Origin of the sequence: Kitasatospora sp. NPDC094016, from assembly GCF_040304045.1 — a bacterium.
In the GTDB taxonomy this organism is placed as follows: domain Bacteria; phylum Actinomycetota; class Actinomycetes; order Streptomycetales; family Streptomycetaceae; genus Kitasatospora.
In genome coordinates this window covers 34182-56140 of sequence record NZ_JBEOUK010000031.1, presented here as the reverse complement: position 1 = coordinate 56140, position 21959 = coordinate 34182, and the positions used below count along the sequence as shown (strand labels likewise).

Annotated in this window: 21 protein-coding genes; 20 read left to right on the top strand and 1 reads right to left on the bottom strand. The window is 72.9% G+C overall.

Annotated features, from left to right (window positions below):
- The first annotated feature begins 176 nt into the window (after positions 1–176).
- The 6 genes from ABT015_RS25630 to ftsH all read left to right on the top strand — a co-directional run bounded on the left by ABT015_RS25630 (position 177) and on the right by ftsH (position 9055).
- Entirely contained in the window at positions 177–1601 is a 1425-nt protein-coding gene (locus ABT015_RS25630; protein ID WP_350882912.1) for an ammonium transporter, read from the top strand.
- A complete protein-coding gene (locus tag ABT015_RS25625) occupies positions 1598–1936 on the top strand; it encodes a P-II family nitrogen regulator (protein ID WP_063347683.1) in 339 nt (112 codons plus the stop codon). Before ABT015_RS25630 ends, ABT015_RS25625 begins: the two co-directional genes overlap by 4 nt.
- A 214-nt stretch (positions 1937–2150) precedes the next feature.
- The gene (locus ABT015_RS25620; RefSeq protein ID WP_350882909.1) at positions 2151–4574 is read left to right on the top strand and encodes a [protein-PII] uridylyltransferase; all 2424 of its coding nucleotides are present in this window, start codon (positions 2151–2153) and stop codon (positions 4572–4574) included.
- A gap of 175 nt (positions 4575–4749) precedes the next feature.
- A complete protein-coding gene (gene ffh, locus ABT015_RS25615; protein ID WP_350882982.1) occupies positions 4750–6315 on the top strand; it encodes a signal recognition particle protein in 1566 nt (521 codons plus the stop codon).
- A 59-nt stretch (positions 6316–6374) separates the two neighbouring features.
- A complete protein-coding gene (locus ABT015_RS25610; protein WP_350882907.1) occupies positions 6375–6917 on the top strand; it encodes a GNAT family N-acetyltransferase in 543 nt (180 codons plus the stop codon).
- A gap of 164 nt (positions 6918–7081) precedes the next feature.
- Positions 7082–9055 (top strand): ATP-dependent zinc metalloprotease FtsH, encoded by a 1974-nt coding sequence (ftsH, locus tag ABT015_RS25605; protein ID WP_350882905.1) that lies wholly within the window; start codon positions 7082–7084, stop codon positions 9053–9055.
- Between the two features lie 156 nt (positions 9056–9211).
- Here ftsH and ABT015_RS25600 read toward each other — a convergent pair whose 3' ends face one another.
- The gene (locus ABT015_RS25600; protein WP_402454066.1) at positions 9212–10036 is read right to left on the bottom strand and encodes a class I SAM-dependent methyltransferase; all 825 of its coding nucleotides are present in this window, start codon (positions 10034–10036) and stop codon (positions 9212–9214) included.
- Between the two features lie 274 nt (positions 10037–10310).
- On the opposite strand from ABT015_RS25600, the gene proS reads away from it, so the two are divergent.
- The 14 genes from proS to ABT015_RS25530 all read left to right on the top strand — a co-directional run bounded on the left by proS (position 10311) and on the right by ABT015_RS25530 (position 21958).
- Positions 10311–11723: a proline--tRNA ligase gene (proS, locus tag ABT015_RS25595; protein ID WP_063347678.1), complete on the top strand. Its 1413-nt coding sequence runs from the start codon at positions 10311–10313 to the stop codon at positions 11721–11723.
- A 397-nt stretch (positions 11724–12120) separates the two neighbouring features.
- A complete protein-coding gene (locus tag ABT015_RS25590) occupies positions 12121–12699 on the top strand; it encodes a hypothetical protein (RefSeq protein WP_063347677.1) in 579 nt (192 codons plus the stop codon).
- Positions 12700–13225: 526 nt separating this feature from the next.
- A complete protein-coding gene (gene rpsP, locus ABT015_RS25585; protein ID WP_063347676.1) occupies positions 13226–13654 on the top strand; it encodes a 30S ribosomal protein S16 in 429 nt (142 codons plus the stop codon).
- A 2-nt stretch (positions 13655–13656) separates the two neighbouring features.
- The gene (locus tag ABT015_RS25580) at positions 13657–13896 is read left to right on the top strand and encodes an RNA-binding protein (RefSeq protein ID WP_030056773.1); all 240 of its coding nucleotides are present in this window, start codon (positions 13657–13659) and stop codon (positions 13894–13896) included.
- A gap of 130 nt (positions 13897–14026) precedes the next feature.
- Positions 14027–14677 (top strand): ribosome maturation factor RimM, encoded by a 651-nt coding sequence (gene rimM, locus ABT015_RS25575; RefSeq protein ID WP_350882900.1) that lies wholly within the window; start codon positions 14027–14029, stop codon positions 14675–14677.
- Positions 14678–14712: 35 nt separating this feature from the next.
- Complete coding sequence (gene trmD, locus ABT015_RS25570; protein ID WP_350882980.1) at positions 14713–15531, top strand: tRNA (guanosine(37)-N1)-methyltransferase TrmD; 819 nt, start codon at positions 14713–14715, stop codon at positions 15529–15531.
- A 154-nt stretch (positions 15532–15685) separates the two neighbouring features.
- Positions 15686–16036 (top strand): 50S ribosomal protein L19, encoded by a 351-nt coding sequence (gene rplS / locus ABT015_RS25565; protein ID WP_063347674.1) that lies wholly within the window; start codon positions 15686–15688, stop codon positions 16034–16036.
- Positions 16037–16422: 386 nt separating this feature from the next.
- Complete coding sequence (gene lepB, locus ABT015_RS25560) at positions 16423–17076, top strand: signal peptidase I (RefSeq protein WP_350882898.1); 654 nt, start codon at positions 16423–16425, stop codon at positions 17074–17076.
- Between the two features lie 277 nt (positions 17077–17353).
- Positions 17354–18100 (top strand): signal peptidase I, encoded by a 747-nt coding sequence (gene lepB, locus ABT015_RS25555; RefSeq protein ID WP_502897404.1) that lies wholly within the window; start codon positions 17354–17356, stop codon positions 18098–18100.
- A gap of 240 nt (positions 18101–18340) precedes the next feature.
- The gene (gene lepB, locus ABT015_RS25550; protein WP_350882896.1) at positions 18341–19357 is read left to right on the top strand and encodes a signal peptidase I; all 1017 of its coding nucleotides are present in this window, start codon (positions 18341–18343) and stop codon (positions 19355–19357) included.
- 145 nt (positions 19358–19502) lie between these two features.
- Positions 19503–20258 carry a signal peptidase I gene (gene lepB / locus ABT015_RS25545; protein ID WP_350882894.1) on the top strand — a complete coding sequence of 252 codons (756 nt, stop codon included), beginning with the start codon at positions 19503–19505 and terminating at the stop codon, positions 20256–20258.
- A 112-nt stretch (positions 20259–20370) separates the two neighbouring features.
- The gene (locus tag ABT015_RS25540; RefSeq protein WP_350882892.1) at positions 20371–20841 is read left to right on the top strand and encodes an NUDIX hydrolase; all 471 of its coding nucleotides are present in this window, start codon (positions 20371–20373) and stop codon (positions 20839–20841) included.
- A 55-nt stretch (positions 20842–20896) separates the two neighbouring features.
- A complete protein-coding gene (locus ABT015_RS25535; RefSeq protein ID WP_030056781.1) occupies positions 20897–21223 on the top strand; it encodes a DUF2469 domain-containing protein in 327 nt (108 codons plus the stop codon).
- Positions 21224–21391: 168 nt separating this feature from the next.
- Positions 21392–21958: a YraN family protein gene (locus ABT015_RS25530; RefSeq protein WP_402454079.1), complete on the top strand. Its 567-nt coding sequence runs from the start codon at positions 21392–21394 to the stop codon at positions 21956–21958.
- Position 21959 lies beyond the last annotated feature (1 nt).

Here is a 21959-nt window from a genome sequence, read left to right as displayed (position 1 = left end):
GCACGGCCGTCGTTCACGCAGGTGTAACCCGTGCGTCGTACGCGTCACGGCCGCGAAACAACGGGCCGCACCGGCCGAAACCAGCCTTCGGCACTCTCCTCTTCATCGCCGACACCCCGGGTGGCACGGGACGGGTAATCCGGGTTTGGATCGGCTTCCACGCAGAGGAGACGCCGATGCCGGACGGCTTCAGCGCGGGCGACACCGCCTTCGTGCTCATCAGTGCGGCCCTGGTCATGGTGATGACCCCGGGCCTGGCCTTCTTCTACGGGGGCATGGTCAGGGCCAAGAGCACCCTGAACATGCTGGCGATGAGCTTCCTCTCGCTCGGCATCGTCAGCGTGCTCTGGGTCCTCTACGGGTACTCGCTCAGCTTCGGACCCGACTCCTTCGCCGGCCTCATCGGCAACCTGGACTTCCTCGGGATGCGCGGCATCGGCCTGAACGACCTCACCGGGACCATCCCGGTCACCGCGTTCGCCACCTTCCAGCTGATGTTCGCGATCATCACCCCGGCGCTGATCAGCGGCGCGATCGCGGACCGGGCCAAGTTCGGCGCCTGGGGCCTGTTCATCGCGCTCTGGGTGACCGTCGTCTACTTCCCGGTCGCGCACTGGGTGTTCTTCTTCGACGGCGGCCACGGCGGCTGGCTGGGCGACCGCAACGGTGTGATCGACTTCGCCGGCGGCACGGCCGTGCACATCAACGCGGGCGTGGCAGGCCTCGCGCTCTGCCTGGTGCTGGGCAAGCGGGTCGGCTTCAGGAAGGACCCGATGCGCCCGCACAGCCTGCCGCTGGTGATGCTCGGCTCCGGGCTGCTGTGGTTCGGCTGGTTCGGCTTCAACGCGGGCTCGGCGCTGGCCGCCAACGGCGTCGCCGCGATGGCGATGGTCAACACCCAGGTCGCCACCGGTGCGGCGCTGGTCGGCTGGCTGGTCTACGAGAAGCTCAGGCACGGCGCGTTCACCACACTGGGCGCCGCCTCCGGAGCGGTGGCCGGTCTGGTCGCGATCACCCCGGCCTGCGGCTCGGTCAGCCCGCTGGGCGCGGTGGCGATCGGCCTGATCGCCGGCGCGGTCTGCGCCGCCGCGGTCAGCCTCAAGTACCGCCTCGGCTTCGACGACTCGCTCGACGTGGTCGGCGTGCACGCGGTGGGCGGCGCGATCGGCTCGCTGCTGATCGGCCTGTTCGCCACCGGCGGGGTCGGCCAGACCGCCAAGGGCCTGTTCTACGGCGGCGGGCCGGCACAGCTCGGCAAGCAGGCGATGGGCGTGGCCGTGGTCGCGGCGTACTCCTTCGTCCTCTCCTGGCTGCTGGCGAAGGCGATCGACAGGACGGTCGGCTTCCGGGTCGCCGAGGAGGTCGAGGTGGCCGGCATCGACCAGGCCGAACACGCCGAGTCCGCCTACGATTTCAGCGCGGTGGGCGCGGGCCTGGCGCGGGCCCTGCCGGGCCTGGTCGGCGCCGCCGCGGCCGCGAGGGCCGCGGAGAGGCCCGCCGCCGCCGAGCCCGCTGCCGAGCCAGCCGCCAAGGCCGCTGGGAAGGCCGCCGACAGGACCACCGCCGAGCCCGCCGAGAAGACCGAGGTCGACGCCCGATGAAGCTCATCACCGCCGTGATCAAGCCGTACCGCCTGGACGAGGTGAAGGCCGCTCTGCAGGCCTTCGGGGTGCACGGCCTGACCGTCACCGAGGCCAGCGGCTACGGCCGCCAGCGCGGCCACACCGAGGTCTACCGGGGCGCCGAGTACACCGTGGACCTGGTCCCCAAGGTCAGGATCGAGGTGCTGGTCGAGGACGAGGACGCCGACGAGCTGATCGAGGTCCTGGTGAAGGCCGCCCGGACCGGCAAGATCGGCGACGGCAAGGTCTGGAGCGTCCCGGTCGACACCGCCGTCCGGGTCCGCACCGGAGAGCGCGGGCCGGACGCCCTCTGAGGACGCTCCTCTGAGGACCCTGAACCGCAGCCCTGAACCGCAGCCCTGAACCGTAGGACGCGCCGCAGGCGGGCCCGCCGCCCCCGAGGGGTCGCGGGTCCGCCGACGGCGCATCGGCGCCAGGTCGCCCGCAGGCCGTCCGCGGACCTCCCGGCGGCGGCCCGCGGGCCGTCCGGCGCCGCCCGCTCAACCGCACGACGGACGGGAGCACGCCATGACCACCGAGACCAGCCCTCCCGACTACGGCGCCGCCCGGGCCGCGCTGCTCGCCGGCCCCGGCCCGGCCGGGCGGCCCCGCCGGGCGGCTCTCGCCCGCCTCACCGACGACTGGCTGGCCGGTCTGCTCGCGGCCGCCGGCGGCCCGCCCGGCGTCGCGCTGGTCGCGGTCGGCGGCTACGGGCGCGGCGAGCTGTCCCCGCGCAGCGACCTCGACGTCCTGCTGCTTCACGACGGCCGGCTCGACCCCGACCTGCCCGAGCTGATCTGGTACCCGGTCTGGGACGCGGGCGCCGCGCTCGACCACTCGGTGCGCACCGTCGCCGAGGCCCGGTCCGTCGCCGCCGCCGACCTCAAGGCCCAGCTCGGCCTGCTGGACGCCCGCCACCTCGCCGGGGACCAGGCGCTCACCGCCGCCCTGCGCTCCGCCGTGCTCACCGACTGGCGCGCGAGCGCCCCCGCGCGCCTGCCGGAACTGCGCGACCTCGTGCGGGAGCGGGCCGAGCGGCACGGCGAGCTGTCGTTCCTGCTGGAGCCCGACCTCAAGGAGGCCCGCGGCGGCCTGCGCGACGCCGTCGCGCTCGACGCCGTCGCCGCCACCTGGCTCGCCGACGCCCCCCGGGACGGCCTGGACGCCGCCGCGCTGCGGCTCGCCGACGTCCGCGACGCGCTGCACCTGGCCACCGGCCGGGCCACCGACCGGCTCGGCCTCCAGGACCAGGACCAGGTCGCCGAACGGCTCGGCGTGCTGGACGCCGACGCCCTGCTGCGCCAGGTCTACGAGGCCGCCCGCACCGTCGCCTACGCGAGCGACGTCACCTGGCGGGCGGTGGACCGGGTGCTCGCCGCCCGGTCCGGCCGGGGCCGCCGGACCACCCGGCTGGCCTTCCCGTTCACCGGCGCCGGGCGCGGCGCGGGCGCGGTGGCCCGGGGCACGGTCGCCCGCCGGCCGCTCGCCGAGGGCGTGGTCGAGCAGGACGGCGAGGCGGTGCTCGCCCAGGGCGCCCGCCTGGCCGCCGACCCGGTGCTGCCGCTGCGCGCCGCGGCCGCCGCCGCGCAGAACGGGCTCACCGTCTCGTACGCGACGGTGCGCCGGCTGGCCGCCGAGTGCCGCCCGCTGCCGGTGCCCTGGCCGGACGAGGCGCGCGAGCAACTGGTCACTTTGCTGGGCGCGGGCGAGGCGGCCGTCCCGGTGTGGGAGGCGCTGGAGGCGGAGGGGCTGGTCACCCGGCTGCTGCCGGACTGGGAGCGGGTGCGCTGCCGTCCGCAGCGCAACGCCGTGCACCGCTGGACGGTGGACCGGCACCTGGTGGAGACGGCGGTACGGGCCGCGGCGATGACCCGCCGGGTGGCCCGGCCGGACCTCCTGCTGGTCGCCGCGCTGCTGCACGACATCGGCAAGGGCTGGCCCGGCGACCACAGCGAGGCCGGCGAGGTCATCGTCCGGGACGTCGCCGCCCGGATGGGCTTCGACCCCGAGGACACCGAGACCCTGGCGGTGCTGGTCCGCCACCACCTGACCCTGGTCGACACCGCGACCCGACGGGACCCGGACGACCCGGCCACCGTCGAGGCGATCACCAAGGCGGTCGGCACCACGGAACAGCTGGAACTGCTGCACGCGCTCACCGAGGCGGACGCGCTGGCCACCGGCCCGGCCGCGTGGAGCGGCTGGCGGGCCTCGTTGGTGGACGGCCTGGCGGCCCGGGTCGCCGCCCGGCTGGCCGGCGCCTGGGCCGCGCCCGTGGAGGCCGCGCCGACCGCCGCGCAGGAGCGGCTCGCGGTGGAGGCCGCCCGGACCGGCGAGCCCGCCCTGTCGCTGCTGGCGCAGTCCGAGGGGGCGGAGCCGGGCGCCGGGCCGATGGGCGTCGAGCTGACCCTGGCCGTCCCGGACCGGCCCGGGCTGCTCGGCACCGTCGCCGGGGTGCTCGCGCTGCACCGGCTGGCCGTCCGCTCGGCCGGTCTGCGCGAGCTGGACCCGATCGGCGCCGGCCCGGTGCTGCTGCTGTCCTGGCGGGTGGCCGCCGAGTTCGGCGAGCTGCCGGAGGCCGCCCGGCTGCGGGCCGACCTGCGCCGGGCGCTGGACGGCTCGCTGGACGTCGCGCGCCGGCTGGCCGAGCGGGACGCCGCCGCCCCGCGCCGCCGGGGCATCCCCACCCCGCCGCCGGTGGTCGCGGTGGCGCCCGCGGTGGCCTCGGCGACCGCGACCGTCCTGGAGGTCCGCGCGCACGACGCGCCGGGGCTGCTGCACCGGATCGGCCGGGCGCTGGACGGGGCGGGCGTGCGGGTGCGGACGGCGCACGTCTCGACGCTGGGCGCGGAGGCCGTCGACTCCTTCTACCTGACCGACGGGGAGGGGCGGCCGCTCGCCGCCGGGCGGGCGGGGGAGGTGGCGGCCGCGGTCCGGGCGGCGCTGGGCTGAGCCGCGACGGGGCCTTCGGGGCTCGCCGGGGCGTGGTCCGCCGGGGCCCGCCGGCGCCTGCCGAGGTCCGTTCCGAGGTCGTGGCAACCCGGGTGGAGACCGTACCCGGGGCGGCCGGATACCCTGGGGGGCGACGACCGTACCGATACCGATGCCGCAGAGGACCCGCGACGACGTGTTCGACACTCTTTCCGATCGCCTCGCAGCGACGTTCAAGAACCTCCGGGGCAAGGGCCGCCTGAGCGAGGCGGACATCGACGCCACCGCCCGCGAGATCCGCATCGCGCTGCTGGAGGCGGACGTCGCGCTGCCGGTCGTGCGGGCCTTCATCAAGCAGGTCAAGGAGCGGGCGGCCGGCGCCGAGGTCTCGGGCGCGCTCAACCCCGCGCAGCAGATCATCAAGATCGTCAACGAGGAGCTCATCGCGATCCTCGGTGGTGAGACCCGCCGGGTCCGGTTCGCCAAGAACGGCCCGACGGTGATCATGCTCGCCGGTCTGCAGGGTGCCGGTAAGACCACCCTCGCGGGCAAGCTCGGCCACTGGCTGAAGAGCCAGAAGCACACCCCGCTGCTGGTCGCCTGCGACCTCCAGCGGCCCAACGCCGTCAACCAGCTCCAGGTGGTCGCCGACCGCGCCGGCGTGGCCTTCTACGGCCCGCAGCCGGGCAACGGCGTCGGCGACCCGGTGCAGGTGGCCAAGGACTCGATCGAGTACGCCAAGCAGAAGCAGTACGACGTCGTCGTCGTCGACACCGCCGGACGCCTGGGCATCGACGCCGAGCTGATGCAGCAGGCCGCGGACATCCGCGCCGCGGTCAACCCGGACGAGGTCCTGTTCGTCGTCGACGCGATGATCGGCCAGGACGCCGTCACCACCGCGCAGGCCTTCCTCGACGGCGTCGACTTCACCGGTGTCGTGCTCTCCAAGCTCGACGGCGACGCCCGCGGCGGTGCCGCCCTGTCGGTCGCGCACGTCACCGGCCGACAGATCATGTTCGCCTCCAACGGCGAGAAGGTCGACGACTTCGACGCCTTCCACCCCGACCGGATGGCCTCGCGCATCCTCGGCATGGGTGACGTCCTCTCGCTGATCGAGAAGGCCGAGCAGACCTTCTCGCAGGAGGAGGCCGAGAAGATCGCCGCCAAGCTGCGCGGCGGTCCGAAGGCGTTCACCCTGGACGACTTCCTGTCGCAGCTGGAGCAGGTCCAGAAGATGGGCTCGATCTCCAAGCTGCTGGGGATGCTGCCCGGGATGGGCCAGATCCGCGACCAGATCAACAACATCGACGACAAGGACGTCAACCGGGTCGGCGCGATCATCAAGTCGATGACCCCGGCCGAGCGCGCCGAGCCGGAGCTGATCAACGGCTCCCGCCGGGCCCGCATCGCCAAGGGCTCGGGTGTCCAGGTCGGCGAGGTGAAGAACCTGGTCGAGCGGTTCTTCGACGCCCGCAAGATGATGTCCGCGATGGCCTCCGGCAAGGGCGTGCCCGGCATGCCGGGGATCCCGGGCATGGGCGGCGGCGCCAAGAAGTCCGGCAAGAAGGCCCCGCAGGCCAAGGGCAAGCGCAAGAGCGGCAACCCGCTCAAGCGGGCGCAGGAGGAGGCCGCGGCCGCCCAGCGCCGCGCGCTCGGCCCGGGCGGCGACCAGGACCCGGCCGGCGGCGGCGCGTTCGGCCTCGGCGCGGGCAAGGGCCCGGCCGACTTCGAGCTGCCCAAGGAGTTCAAGGACCTGCTGTAGAGCGGTCCGTGGTTCGAGCGGCCCGCCGTCCGGGATCTTCCGGGCGGCGGGCCGCTCGCATGCCCGATGATGGTGGTGTGCGAGTGACGATCAGGGCCCCGCGGGCCGAGGACAAGGACGTGTACGCCGAGGCGGTCCGACGGTCCGCCGACCACATCGGGCGGTGGAACCCGGTCGAGCCGGACGGCCTGGCCGAACTGCTGGACCGCCAGGGGCCGGGCCTGCGCACCTTCCTGATCGTCGACCGGGACACCGGCGGGCTGGTCGGCAAGGTGAACGTCGCCAACATCGTGATGGGCCGGTTCTGCAACGGCGCGCTGGGCTACGACGCGTACCTGCCGTTCGCCGGCACCGGGCGGATGACGGAGGGGCTGCGGCTGGTCCTGGACCGCTGCTTCGCCCCGCAGTCGGCCGGCGGGCTGGGCCTGCACCGGCTGGAGATCAACGTGCAGCCGGACAACGAGCGGTCGGTCGCGATGGCCAAGCGGCTGGGCTTCCGGCACGAGGGCTTCACCCCCCGGATGCTGTTCCTCCAGGGCGACTGGCGGGACCACGAGCGGTTCGCGCTGACGGCCGAGGAGTGGCCGGGCGCCGAGGTGTAGCCGCGGGCGGGGCGCCGAGGCCGCTGTGCCACGGGCGGGGCTCCGGGCGGCACGGCCGCTGACGGGGCTCAGGCAGTGGCGGGGCCCGTCGCGGCTGGTCAGGGGCGTGCTCGGCGCGGCGTTTCGGGTGGCTCGCCCGAGCCCGCGTCCGTATCGTCCGATGGGTGACCGAACCCGTGCCGCCGCGCCAGACCCCCGACCAGCCCTGGCGGTCCGAGGGCGCCCCGCCCCCGCCGCCGCCCCGCCGCCGGATGCCCGGCGGCTGGATGGGCCTCGCCCTCACCGCGCTCGTGGTGTTCCTGATCTCCGACCTGCTGCTGTCCTACTTCGGCAACGCCGGCGCCACCACGATCTCCTACACCGAGTTCAACAACCAGCTGAACAAGGGCAACATCACCAAGATCTACTCCAAGGGCGACGCGATCGAGGGCACCCTCAAGAACGCCCAGCCCAAACCGGACGGCGGCAAGGGCGACTACACCGACTTCGCCACCCAGCGGCCGTCCTTCGCCAACGACAACCTGTGGACCACGCTGCAGCAGCAGGGCGTCGAGGTCACCGCCACCTCCCCGGTGGTCCAGCAGCGCAGCTTCCTCGCCAACCTGCTGATCTCGCTGGCCCCCATGGTGCTGCTGATCCTGATCTGGGTGCTGCTCGCCCGCCGGATGGCCGGCGGGCTGGGCGCCGGCGCGCTCGGTCGCAAGGCCCCGCCCAAGCCGGTCACCGCCGACCAGGGCAAGCGCACCACCTTCGCCGACGTGGCCGGCATCGACGAGGTCGAGGCCGAACTCACCGAGGTGGTCGACTTCCTGAAGAACCCGCAGCAGTACCGCAGGCTCGGCGCCAAGATGCCGCGCGGCGTGCTGCTGAGCGGCCCGCCCGGGACGGGTAAGACCCTGCTCGCCCGGGCCGTCGCCGGCGAGGCGGACGTGCCGTTCTTCTCCGCCTCCGCCTCCGAGTTCATCGAGATGATCGTCGGCGTCGGCGCCAGCCGGGTCCGCGAACTGTTCGCCGAGGCCCGCAAGGTCGCCCCGGCGATCATCTTCATCGACGAGATCGACACCATCGGCCGCCAGCGCGGCGCGGGCGGCGGCATGGGCGGGCACGACGAGCGCGAGCAGACGCTCAACCAGATCCTCACCGAGATGGACGGCTTCACCGGCTCCGAGGGCGTCATCGTGATCGCCGCGACCAACCGCGCGGACGTGCTCGACCCGGCGCTGCTGCGCCCCGGCCGGTTCGACCGGCGGATCACCGTCAGCCCGCCCGACCGGGACGGCCGCGCCGCCATCCTGCGCATCCACACCCGGACCGTCCCGCTGGCCGGCGACGCCGACCTCACCCGGCTGGCCAAGGTCACCCCCGGGATGACCGGCGCCGAACTCGCCAACCTGGTCAACGAGGCCGCCCTGCTCGCCGTCAAGCGCAAGCAGGACGCGGTGAACGAGCGGGACCTCTCGGACGCCCTGGAGAAGGTCCAGCTCGGCGCCGTCCGGCCGCTGGTGATGCCGCAGGAGGAGCGCGAGCGCACGGCCTACCACGAGAGCGGGCACGCGCTGCTGGGCATGCTGCAGCCCGGCGCCGACCCCGTCCGCAAGATCACCATCGTGCCGCGCGGCCGGGCGCTCGGCGTCACCCTGTCCACTCCGGAGAACGACCGCTACTCGTACACCGAGCCCTACCTGCGCGGCCGGATCATCGGCGCGCTCGGCGGGATGGCGGCCGAGCAGGTGGTCTACGGGGTGATCACCACCGGAGCGGAGAGCGACCTGGAGCAGGTCACCAACATCGCCCGCGGGATGGCCGGCCGGTGGGGGATGAGCGAGAGGGTCGGGCGGCTGACCGCGGTGCCCGCCGACCCGCAGGGCGCCTACGGGCTCTCCGCCGCGCCGACCACCCTCGACGCGGTGGACGAGGAAGCCCGGCGGATCGTCGCCGAGTGCTATGAGGACGCGGTGCGGCTGCTGACCGAGCAGCGGGCCCGGCTGGACGCGCTGGCGGCGGCGCTGCTGGAGGCGGAGACGCTGGACGAGGAACAGGCGTACCGGGCGGCCGGGGTGCCGCGGAAGGGCTCCGACTCCGGCTCCGACTTCGGCTCCGACTCCGACTCCGACGGGAAGTCGCTCGACCAGGCGTGAACCGACGGGCCGGGGGCGCTCGCCGTGCTGGCGGGCGCCCCCGGTTTCGTCGCTGTCGGATCTGTTGCCGCCCGGGGCCGTTCCGGGTGTCGTCGTGGGCCCCGTTCCCAGCGCCAGCGGGGTCGGTCAGCCGCGCCGGCCGCCGGCCGCCAGCCGCTACCGGGGGCGTTCGGCGATCAGGTAGCGGAAGACGTTCTCCATCCGGACCGAGCCGTCCGCGCACAGGTACGGCTGCAGCGCCTCCTCCAGTTCCTTGGCGACCAGCGACGCGCCGGAGAACTCCTCGGCGGCCTCGAACAGACCGGTGGAGAGCAGGCCGCGCACCGCGCTGTCCAGGTCCGCGTAGGCGAACGGGCAGCTCACCCGCCCGCTGCCGGCCGGGCGCAGGCCGGCCGGGGCGAGCAGGTCCTCCAGCGTGCCGGGCGTGCTCAGCTCGAACGGGTCGCGCGCGGTGGTCCGGCCCGCCCGCCGACGCGCCACGTCCAGCACCGGGGCGCTCTGGCAGCGCTCCGGAGGGCCCCAGGCGGCCAGCACCACGTGCCCGCCCGGGAAGGTCAGCCGGGCGGCCTCGACGACCACCGCACCCGGCTCGGCGCAACCGGGCAACTGCTCGAACACCGTCACCAGCGAATGGGCCGAGCGGGGGACGGCGGCGGTCGGCCGGGCCCCCGCGCACACCCGCAGCCGGCGGCCGTGGGCCAGCTCGCGCAGCTCGTCCCGCGGCTCCTGGCCGGTGACCTGGGCACCGCGCCCGGCGGCGAGCAGCAGCGCCAGTCCGGACCGGCAGCCCAGGCCCAGCACGCTGGTCGCCGGGCCGACCTCCAGCCGGTCGTGGACCGCCTCGTAGAGCGGCACGAGCATGCGCTCCTGGATCTCCGCCCAGTCGCGCGCCCGCGCGGGCCGCGCAGCCCCGGGCTGTGGGTGGTGCGGTCGTGCGCCTGTCGGTCGTACGGTCGTGCCGGTCGTCCGAGCTGAAGCCATCGCGGCCTCCCATCCGGTCCTTCGGTGTGCTGCTACGGCTCCCCCAAAGTCCCGCCCCACTCCAGCGAACAGCGGGTCGGGCCCGGCGTCCAGAGGGGTGCAGGGTGGTGCGCGCGTGTCGCGGTCGTGCGCCCCCTGCGGTCGGCGGGGGCCGCCCCCTGCCGCCGGCGGGTGCGCGGTCGTCCGTGCGGCGGGTGCGGCGGTCGTCCGTCCGGCGGCCGCGGGCGTGTTATCGATTCGAAGTCAGGGGGCCGCGCCCCGTACCATTCGGGCCATGGCTAAGGCACCCGTTCTCACCCCTCAGGCGGAAGACTTCCCGCGCTGGTACCAGGACCTCATCAACAAGGCCGAGCTGGCCGACAACGGTCCGGTGCGCGGCACCATGGTCATCCGACCGTACGGCTACGGCCTGTGGGAGCGGATGCAGCAGGAGATGGACGCGCGGATCAAGAAGGCCGGCGCGCAGAACGCCTACTTCCCGATGTTCATCCCGCAGTCCTACCTGACCAGGGAGGCCGAGCACGTCGAGGGCTTCGCCCCCGAGCTCGCGGTGGTCACCCACGGCGGCGGCAAGCAGCTCGACGAGCCGGTCGTCGTCCGGCCCACCTCCGAGACGATCATCAACGAGTACTTCTCGAAGTGGGTGCAGAGCCACCGCGACCTGCCCCTGCTGATCAACCAGTGGGCCAACGTGGTCCGTTGGGAGCTGCGCCCGCGCGTCTTCCTGCGCACCACCGAGTTCCTCTGGCAGGAGGGCCACACCGCCCACGCCACCTACGAGGACGCCCGCGCGTACGCGTCGATGATCCACACCCAGGTCTACGGCGACTTCATGACGAACGTGCTCGGCATCGACGTCGTGCTCGGCCGCAAGACCGCCAAGGAGCGGTTCGCCGGCGCCATCAACACCCTCACCCTCGAGGGCATGATGGGCGACGGCAAGGCGCTGCAGATGGGCACCAGCCACGAGCTGGGCCAGAACTTCGCCAAGGCGTTCAACACGACCTACCAGCTCCAGGGCGCCGAGCGCGAGCACGTCTGGCAGACCTCGTGGGGCGTCTCGACCCGCATGGTCGGCGGCCTGATCATGTCCCACGGCGACGACAACGGCCTGCGGGTGCCCCCGCGTCTGGCCGCCGTCCAGGCCGTCGTGCTCGCCATCAAGGGCGACGACGCGGTCATCGCCAAGGTGCGCGAGATCGGCGCCACGCTGGAGGCCGCCGGTGTCCGGGTGGTCGTCGACGACCGCACCGACACCCCGTTCGGCCGCCGCGCGGTGGACTGGGAGCTCAAGGGCGTGCCGCTGCGCATCGAGGTCGGCCCGCGCGACCTCGAGAACGGCACCGCGATGCTGGCCCGTCGGATCCCCGGCGGCAAGGAGCCCGTCTCCATCGACTCCCTGGCCGCGCTGGTCCCGGGCATCCTGGAGGAGGACCAGGCGCTGCTGCTGCGCCAGTCCCGCGAGCGCCGCGAGGCCCGTACCGTCGACGTCAAGACCATCGAGGAGGCCGCCGAGGCCGCCGCGACCGGCTGGGGCCGGATCTCCTGGGCCGACCTCGGCCCGGAGGGCGAGGCCAAGCTGGCCGAGCAGGGCGTTTCGGTGCGCTGCATTGTCGCGGCCGACGGCTCGGTGCCGCTGGCGGACGACCAGGACGGCAATATCGCGATCGTGGCCCGCGCGTACTGATGCCTGTTACCAGCAGGTAATGACCGTTGTCGGCGACATTTGCCCGGAATGCGGATGAGTAAGAATCCGGTAACCGTCCGTGGCGTGTCCCGACCGCGGACATCCCTACTGGCCGGTCAACTGCCGGTATTAACGCAATAGCGGTACGGTGTACGGCCCGTAGCCCTGTCAACTCGACGGGTCCACGGGCCGTACGTCCAGGGGCGACAGCCCGCCCCCGGACGGAATTCACGAGGCCCGCCGAGCTGCGGCGAGCCGAAACCGGCAGGGGGTTGGTCTTGCGTCAGATCCGGAACGCGCAATTCGCGCGCGACCATGCATTCCTGGGAGTTTCCTGGGAATTCCCGAAGAACGAGAACATGCGGAACATCGGCTCGCACTCCATCGTTGGTCTAGCGTGAGCACGACACAGCCCCTCGTCCTCGCGGCCGAACTGGCCGCCGCCTGGAGTGACATCCAGGCCCACCACCAGGACCTCCCCGACCTGGCCTCGCCCGAGGCCCTGATCGGCGAATCCTCCTCGGCCTGTGGCACCCGGCTCGGTTTCGAGCGGCTCCTCCACGAGGCTGCCCACGGTCTGGCCGCGGCCCGGGACATCCGGGACACCTCGCGAGCCGGCCGCTACCACAACCGGCGCTTCCTGCTGCTCGCCTCCGAGCTCGGCCTGGCGCACCCGGTCGAACCGCACGCGAGCAGCGGCTTCTCCCAGGTGACCATGCTCAAGGAGACCCAGGAGCGCTACGCGGAGACCATCGAGCGACTGGACCGCGCCCTCGGTGCGCACCAGGAGGCGGTGGCCGGCGACGGTACGACGCGGGCCTTCCGCGGCCCGGCTGCCCGGCACGGCTCCTCCGGGGGCGGCGTCCGGGTCAAGGCGGTGTGCGGCTGCGGACGGAACGTCCGGGTCGTGCCGTCGGTGCTCGCCCAGGCGTCCATCGTCTGCGGCGCGTGCCAGCAGCCGTTCAAGATCTCGTGACCGATCGGTCCGCCGGGACACCGGAGGACCGGGAGATCGTCAGACCGGAACACCAGAAGACGGGGAAGGCCGGCGGACGGCTGTGCGGGCAGCGGATCCGGCCGGAGCGAGCGGTACATCGGTGAGTTTGTGGGCGGACCGGGAGCGAGGGCTCCCGGTCGCGCCTTGTGAACGGGCCTGCGGAGGCGGTCGGGGGGCGGCCTCCGGAGGGTCTCGTGCGCGGTCCGCGGACGGTCGGACGTGCGGCCTGGGTGCGGCTGGGTACGGCTGGGTGCGAGGCCGGGGAGCGGCTGGACGCGAGCCCGGGATGCAGCCGGGATGCAGCCGGGATGCAGCCGGGATGCCTCCTGCGGATGGCCGAGCGAAGGCGGTTCGCGCCGGTATGGCAGAATGGACAGCTGAGTACTCGGCAGCCGAGCAGGACCCCTCTCTCCTACGGCTGGCGTGTCCCTTGAACGGCCCACGGCGCAACCCCACGCGACGGCGCGGCCGCTCACCCACGTCAACACCAGGAGAATCCACTCCCGTGGCAGTCAAGATCAAGCTCAAGCGTCTCGGCAAGATTCGCTCCCCGCACTACCGCATCGTCGTCGCCGACTCGCGCACCAAGCGTGACGGCCGCGCGATCGAGGAGATCGGCATCTACCAGCCGACCTACAACCCCTCGAAGATCGAGGTCGACACCGACCGCGCCCAGTACTGGCTGTCCGTCGGCGCCCAGCCGACCGAGCCGGTGCTCGCCATCCTCAAGCTGACCGGCGACTGGCAGAAGTTCAAGGGCCTCCCGGCCCCGGCGCCGCTGCTGGTCGCCGAGCCCAAGGTCGAGGACTTCTCGCACCTGTTCGCGAAGGCCGTCGCCGGCTTCGAGGACGCCACCACCGGTGTTGCCATCACCCCGAAGGCCAAGAAGTCGGACAAGGTCGAGGCTGAGGCCGACGCCGCCGCCGAGGCCTGAGCGTGATCGAGGACGCCCTCGACCACTTGGTGAAGGGCATCGTCGAGCACCCCGACGAGGTGCAGGTGCGCTCGCGCAACCTGCGTCGGGGCAACACCATCGAGGTGCGAGTGCACCCCGATGACCTCGGCAAGGTGATCGGCCGGGGTGGCCGCACGGCGCGCGCACTGCGCACCGTGGTCGGCGCCCTCGGCGGTCGCAACGTCCGGGTCGACCTGGTCGACGTGGACAACATTCGCTGACGCAGCTGCTCGTTCAGCCGTCAGGGCTTGTGAGGCCGACCGGGACGCATGTCGTCCCGGTCGGCCTTCTCGCGTTTCTCGCACTTCCCGCATTCCGTCCCGCTTCAGGAACTCCAGGAGAACGATCACCGTGCAGCTCGTCGTCGGCAAGATCGGCCGCGCCCACGGCATCAGGGGGGACGTCAGCGTCGAGGTCCGCACCGACGAGCCGGAGCTCCGGCTCGGCCCCGGTGCCGTCCTGTTCACCGACCCCGCGTCGGCGGGCCCGCTGACCATCGAGTCCGGCAAGGTGCACAGCGGCCGGCTGCTGCTGCGCTTCGTCGGTGTCAAGGACCGCAACGCGGCGGAGGCGCTGCGGGGCACACTGCTCATCTCCGAGGTCGACCCGGAGGAGAGCCCCGAGGACCCGGAGGAGTACTACGACCACCAGCTGATCGGCCTGGACGTGGTGCTGCTCGACGGAACCCTCGTCGGCGAGCTGACCGAGGTCGTCCACCTGCCGTACCAGGACCTGCTCACGGTGGAGAAGGCCGACGGGACGGAGGTGCTGGTGCCCTTCGTCCGCCAGATCGTGCCGACCATCGACCTGGAGAACCAGCGTGCCGTGATCACCCCGCCGGTCGGCCTGATCGAACCCGAGCAGGCCGAGGTCGCCCGTGGCGCTTCCGCCGAGGGCGAGGACGCCGAGGACGCTGAGGGCACCGAAGGTGCTGAGGGCTCCGAGGGCGTCGACGGCGCCGAGGGCGCGGCCGGTGCCAAGGGCGCGGAGGGGTCGGAGTGACGGTGGAGGAGGGCGTCGCGCAGGTCCAGGACGGGATGCGGATCGACGTCGTCTCGATCTTCCCCGAGTACCTGGAACCGCTGAACATCTCGCTGGTCGGCAAGGCCCGCTCCCGCGGCCAGCTGGACGTGCACGTCCACGACCTGCGCGAGTGGACCCACGACGTGCACCGCACCGTGGACGACAGCCCGTACGGCGGCGGCCCCGGCATGGTGATGAAGCCCGAGCCGTGGGGCGAGGCGCTGGACGCGGTGGTTGCCGGCGGGCCCGAGGGCCAGCTGCCGACGCTCGTCGTGCCCACCCCCAGCGGGCGGCCGTTCACGCAGGAACTCGCCCAGGAGCTGGCGAGCCGCCCCTGGCTGGCGTTCACCCCCGCCCGGTACGAGGGCATCGACCGGCGGGTCATCGAGGAGGCGGCCACCCGGATGCCGGTGGTCGAGGCCTCGATCGGCGACTACGTGCTGGCCGGCGGCGAGGTCGCCGTGCTGGTGATGGTCGAGGCGATCGCCCGGCTGCTGCCCGGGGTGCTCGGCAACGCCGAGTCCCACCGGGACGACTCCTTCGCGCCCGGTGCGATGGCCGACCTGCTGGAGGGCCCGGTCTACACCAAGCCCGCCGAGTGGCGCGGCCGGACCGTGCCGGACGTGCTGCTCAGCGGAAACCACGGCCGGATCGCCCGCTGGCGGCGGGAACAGGCCTTCGCCCGGACCCTGGCGAACCGCACCGACCTGGTCGAGCGCTGGCGCTACGGCGCCTTCGACAAGAAGGACCGGGAGGCGCTCAGCGTCCTCGGCCTGGCCTGGGACGAGGAGCTCGGCCGATTTCGGTCCGCGGCCGTCGGTGTGGAAGAATAGGCCGCTGCTGTCTGTTGCTGGGTCCCCTTCGTAGGGGCCACGTGGACCGGCGCCCTCGCCACGGGGGGATCGTCGTCAGCCGATGCGGCCCGCAGCAAACCCCATTGTGACGAACTTCCGTGGGCGGCCCGTGGCGCCTGCGATGGAGAGCAACATGAGCAACAAGCTCGCTGCTGTCGACGCGGCTTCGCTGCGTAGCGACATCCCGGCCTTCCGCGCCGGTGACACCCTGAAGGTCCACGTCCGGGTCATCGAGGGCAACCGCTCCCGTGTCCAGGTCTTCCAGGGCGTCGTCATCCGCCGCCACGGCGCCGGCGTCGGTGAGACCTTCACCGTTCGCAAGGTCAGCTTCAACGTCGGCGTGGAGCGCACCTTCCCGGTGCACACCCCGGTCGTCGAGAAGATCGAGGTCGTGACCCGCGGTGCGGTTCGCCGCGCCAAGCTGTACTACCTGCGTGACCTCCGCGGCAAGGCCGCGAAGATCAAGGAGAAGCGCGACCGCTGATCCACCGTCCTCCGGCCTCGCCGGGGGATCGGATCGCTCCGAGGGGCCGGGCCACCGCACGGTAAGCTCACCCCCCGATGAGCACGCACGAACCACCCGCGGACCGCGACGGCAGTCCCGCACCCACCGGTGCGGACTCGCTGTCGCGGTCCGCGGTCGTTTCCGGGGCCGTCCCGGGGGCCGATGGGGAGCGATCCGGCCCCGGTGGGGACCCGCGGGCGGACGCCGGGGGTGCGCTGGAGGGTGAGGACGCACCAGAGGGTGAGAACGCCTCGGAGGGCGAGCGCGCACCGGAAGGTGAGTGCGCCTCGGAGGGCGAGTGCGCACCGGAAGGCGAGAGCGCGCCGGGGGACGAGGAGCCGGGCCACTCGCGCTCGCGGGACCTGTTGCTGCTCGTGGGGATCTGCCTGCTGGCCCTGCTGCTGGTGAACGCCTTCGTCGCGCGCCCGTTCTCGGTGCCGTCCGGGTCGATGGAGGAGACCCTGCGTCCGGGCGACCGGCTGGTCGCGAACCAGCTCGCCTACGCTTTCGGGGGCCACCCTCAGCGGGGCGACGTCGTGGTCTTCGACGGGACGGGCTCCTTCCTGCCGGGGTCGGGCGGGCCGACGGGCTTCTGGGACGGGCTGAGCTCGCTCGGCCGGGACCTCGGGCTGGCCCCGGCCGGGAACACGGTCTACGTCAAACGGGTGATCGGCGTCGGCGGGGACCGGGTGACCAGCACCGGCCCGGGCGGGCCGATCACCGTCAACGGGGTGCCGATCGACGAGTCCTCCTACCTGGCCCCGGGGGACCAGCCGTCGAGCGTGGCCTTCGACGTGGTGGTGCCGACCGGCAAGCTCTGGGTGATGGGGGACCACCGCAGCGCCTCCCGTGACTCCCGCGACCACCTCGGCGAGCCCGGCGGCGGCTTCGTGCCCGAGAGCAGGGTGATCGGCCGGGCGGACTGGGTGGTCTACCCGTTCTCGCGCTTGACCGGCCTGGACCGGCCCGCGGCCTTCGCCGCGACTGCGGGGACAGGCGGTCATGGGGAGCAGGGGTAGCAGGGGCAGGGGCCGGCTGGTGGACTGCCCGGCTCCGGAACCGGGCACCGGCGGGCCGGTCGGCGCCGGATCCGCAGGTGCCGGACCTGCGGATGCCGACTTCGCGAGTGCTGGATCTGACGATGCCGGATCGGGAGACGCCTCCCCCGGGGGTGCGGGCCCAGCCGTGGTGCTGCCGGTCCGGGGCCGGGCCGATCGCCGCCGCAGCGCCCGACGCGCGGCCCGGCGGCGCAAGCGGTCGCTGCTGCGGGAGTTCCCGCTGATCATCGTGGTGGCGTTGCTGGTCGCGCTGGTGATGAAGACCTTCCTGCTCCAGGTGTTCGTGATCCCCTCCGGCTCGATGGAGCAGACCATCCAGGTGGGGGACCGGGTGCTGGTGGACAAGCTGACCCCCTGGTTCGGCAGCGAGCCGCAGCGCGGCGACGTGGTGGTGTTCAAGGATCCGGGCGGTTGGCTGGAGAGCGACCACAAGCCGTCCGACGACGGTCCGGTGCTGGGGGCGGCCAAGCAGGTCCTCACCTTCGTCGGGCTGCTGCCGTCGGACAGCGAGCAGGACTTGATCAAACGGGTCATCGGCGTCGGCGGGGACACCGTGGAGTGCTGCGACGCGCAGGGGCGGTTGAGCGTCAATGGCACGCCGGTGGACGAGTCGTACCTCGCGCCCGCCAACCCGCCGTCCCGGCAGCCCTTCAAGGTGCGGGTGCCGCAGGGCCGGCTCTGGGTCATGGGCGACCATCGGGACGTGTCCGCCGACTCCCGCTTCCACATGGGAAACCCGGGTCAGGGGACCATCCCGTTGAGCGGTGTGGTCGGCCGGGCCTTCATGAACGCCTGGCCGCTGGACCGCCTCCATCAACTTGACGTGCCGAGTTCACTCTCCTCGTTGGCGCGGGCTCCGCAGGCGCGCGGAACTGCGCCGGAATCCGTGGGCGTTGGGCCGGTTCCGATGGAACCTCCGCTCGTTATGGGTGTGTTGGGCATCCTTCCGGCCGTCGTTCGCCGGCCGGGGCGGCCGCCCGAGTGAGCCGGGCCGGGCGTCTCGCGGCCGGGCCGCGCGCGTGGGACCGCGAGCCGGATGCCTTGGAGTGATAGAGAAGTGCAGGTGCGGCCGGGAGGTCCCGGTCGTGCGTCGAGGCTGTGCTGGTGTCAGGGGAGCCCGTGATGGGCAGTCCCGAAGCGTCCATGGTCGTGGTGAGCGTGGTGCCCGCTGTGCGGCACTGTGAGCGCGGGCGCGCGGGCGTCCGCACAGCAGGGAGGAGACGTTGTGGGGGATGTGGTGATCGGCGCCCGCTCAGGTGCCGGCGAGCCCGAGGGCTCTGGCGGTCGAGCGGCCCGGTCCGCCGAGTCCGGTGCGCCCTCGGCCTCGGTCGAGGACACGGCGGCCCAGACCGCCGACGAGCATGGCGACGGGACGGAGGGCCCCACCGGGGGTTCCTCGGAGTCCCACCGGCCCGACGCCGAGTCGGCGGACCAGCCGGAGTCGCAGGCCGCCGGCAAGCAGCGCAAGCAGCGTTCCTTCTGGAAGGAACTGCCGATCCTGGTCGGCATCGCGCTGGTCCTGGCTCTGGTGATCAAGACCTTCTTCGTCCAGGCCTTCTCCATTCCGTCGGAGTCGATGCAGAACACGTTGCAGGTCGGTGACCGTGTCCTGGTGGACAAGTTGACCCCCTGGTTCGGAGCGGAGCCCGAGCGCGGTGAGGTCGTGGTGTTCCACGACCCGGGCGGCTGGCTGAACGACGAGCCGACCCCGCAGAGCAGCAACTCCTTCGTCCGGGGCGTCCAGGACGTGCTCAGCTTCGTCGGCCTGATGCCGTCGGCCAACGAGAAGGACCTGATCAAGCGGGTCATCGCGGTCGGCGGGGACACCGTCGAGTGCGAGGGCACCGGGCCGGTGAAGGTCAACGGCGTCGCGCTCAACGAGCCGTACGTCTACCAGGGCAACACCCCCTGCGGTGACCACCCGTTCGACCCGGTGAAGGTGCCCAACGGCCGGATCTGGGTGATGGGCGACCACCGCGCCGACTCGCTGGACTCCCGCTTCCACATGGACCAGCCGGGTGGCGGCACCGTTCCGGTGGGCAACGTGATCGGGCGGGCCTTCGTCGTGGCCTGGCCGGTCGGCCACTGGTCGACGCTCTCGGTGCCGAACACCTTCGACCAGAAGGGTCTGGCGGCGGCCGCGCCGCTGGCGCCTCCCGTCGCCGGCGCGGTGGGCGCGGTCGCGCTGCTTCCGCTGGTGCGTCGGGTGCGGGAGCGGAGGGGCGGCCGGAAGGACTCCTGAGCTCCACCGGGTTCTCCCCAGCCCTTGCGCGGGCCGTGGTACTGACGAGTAATCTGCTCGGACGTGCCACGGCCCGTCGGCTTTTCCGCCGGTGCCCCCGGCGTGCCAGTGGTGTTCTCCGGTCGGCCAGAGGTGGACGGATTCGATGAGCGGTGTCGTTGAGCAGACGGCCGACCACCCGGCGTCGCCCGCCCGTACGGGCCGTCGGCCAGCGGCGGTGCTGCAGGGCGTCGCGATCGCGCTCGGGCTGGTGCTGATGATCGGCGGTTTCGCCTTGATCGCGATCGACTACCGGCCGTACAGCATCCCGACCGCCTCGATGTCCCCCACGCTTCGGATCGGGGACACCGTGCTCGCCCGGAAGATCGGCGGCGGGGCCGTCGGCCGGGGGGACGTGGTGGTCTTCCGGGACCAGGACTGGGGTGGCGAGCTCATGGTCAAGCGCGTGGTCGCGGTCGGCGGGGACACCGTCGCTGCCACCGGCAACGACCACCGGCTGACGGTCGACGGACAGGCGGTGGAGGAGCCGTACCTCGCGGCGCAGGGCCCGCAGGGCCCCTCGTTCAGCGTCACGGTGCCGCCGGGGCGGCTGTTCCTGCTCGGCGACAACCGGCTGGGCTCGCTCGACTCCCGCACCCACCTGGAGGTCGACGGCGGGACCGTCCCGGCCGGCGCGGTGGAGGCCAGGGTCGAGGCCACCCTGATGCCGTTCGGCCGGACGGGCGACCTCGGTCGGACCGCGGCCTTCGACGGGCTTCCCGGACCGAAGGCCGGTGCGCCCGGGCCGCTGCAACCGGCGGCCTTCGCGACCGTTGCGGGCGCGGCGCTGATCCTCGTGACTTCGGCGGTGGGCGGGGTGGCGGGCCTGACTCGCCGGCTCAGCCGGGGGCGCAGCTCCTGATCGCGGTCGTCGCGGCCCGGGCCGCTCTGCCGAACATCGCCCCGGACAGCGGCGCCGGGTGGCAGGATCGGTAGCGCCACCGACGCGAACGGAAGGAGTGTGGAGCGCTGCCATGACGGCACAACGGCGCAGGGCGGCACGGATCCTGCTGCTGGACGGGCAGGACCGCATCCTTCTCTTCCTGGGCTCCGACCCGGCGACGCCGGGGGAGGCGTGGTGGTTCACGCCCGGCGGCGGCTTGGAGCCCGGGGAGGACGTGCGGGAGGCCGCCGCGCGGGAACTCGTGGAGGAGACCGGCCTGCGGGGTGCGGACCTGGGGCCCTTGGTGGCGTACGGCACGGTGTCGTTCTCCTTTCAGGGGCGGCGTTACGAGCAGGATCAGTGGTTCCATCTGGCCCGGACCACGGACACGGGTCTCGACCACTCGGGGATGGGCGAGGAACACGCCCAACTGCTCGCGGCGCGCTGGTGGACGGTCGAGGAGCTGAGGGGGACCGCCGAGACGGTCTACCCGGTCGGATTGGCGGACTTCCTGGAGCGGCTGCTGGCCGAGGGCCCGCCGGTCGCTCCGGTGCGGCTCTGAGCGTGGGTGCGGTGGTCCACAATGGGTGGACGTGACAAGTTGAGGGGACGCCTGGATGAGTGCCGAAGATCTCGAGAAGTACGAGACCGAGATGGAGCTCAAGCTCTACCGGGAGTACCGGGACGTCGTCGGCCTGTTCAAGTACGTGATCGAGACCGAGCGACGGTTCTACCTCACCAATGACTACGAGTTGCAGGTGCACTCGGTGCAGGGCGAGGTCTTCTTCGAGGTGTCGATGGCGGATGCGTGGGTCTGGGACATGTACCGGCCGGCCCGGTTCGTCCGCAAGGTCCGGGTGCTGACCTTCAAGGACGTGAACATCGAGGAACTCGCGAAGAGCGATCTGGAGCTGCCCTCGGACGAGTCCGGCTTCGGGAACTGACGTTGGACTGCTCGGACCGGCGTTGTCCAGCTGAATTTCGCGCGATCGGGGCGTCTCACCCCTGCGGGTGACAAAAGTTATCCACAGGCCCGAGTTATCCACAGGGAAGCGAAAATTCCCGGCCCCGCCGTGCGCGACGGTGCAACCTCCACGGCGGAGGTGGTCACCGTGCAGAACACGATCACGCAGGACCAGGCCGTACCGGGCGCGGCCGTACTGGAGCAGGCCGGAGAGGCCGCAGCGGCCGCAGCCGTGCGGGAGGGCAAGAGGGACGGCACCGCGCCGGTCCCGAGCCGCAGTGCCGGTGGCCGCAGTACCAACAACGGGCTCGGCCGCTACGGCGAGCGGGTCGCCGCCCGCCGTCTTGCGGAGGCCGGGCTCCGCATCCTGGACCGGAACTGGCGCTGCGTCGAGGGTGAGTTGGACATCGTCGCCCTCGATGGCGACACCGTGGCGGTCTGCGAGGTGAAGACCCGCTCGGAGCGGGGCTTCCAACAACCCAGCGAGGCCATCGGCCAGGCCAAGGCCGCCCGGTTGCAACGCCTGGCGGAGCGCTGGATGGCCGAACGCTGGCCGGGCCACTTCGCACGGCTGGCCGGTCCCGGGTACGACCCCGGGCCCACGGACCCGCACTGGCCGCCCGCTCCGCCCGGGGGCGTGCGGATCGACCTGGTGGCCGTGGTCAACCGGGCCCGGGGTGCGGCCCTGGTCGACCACCTGCGGGGGGTGGTCTGAG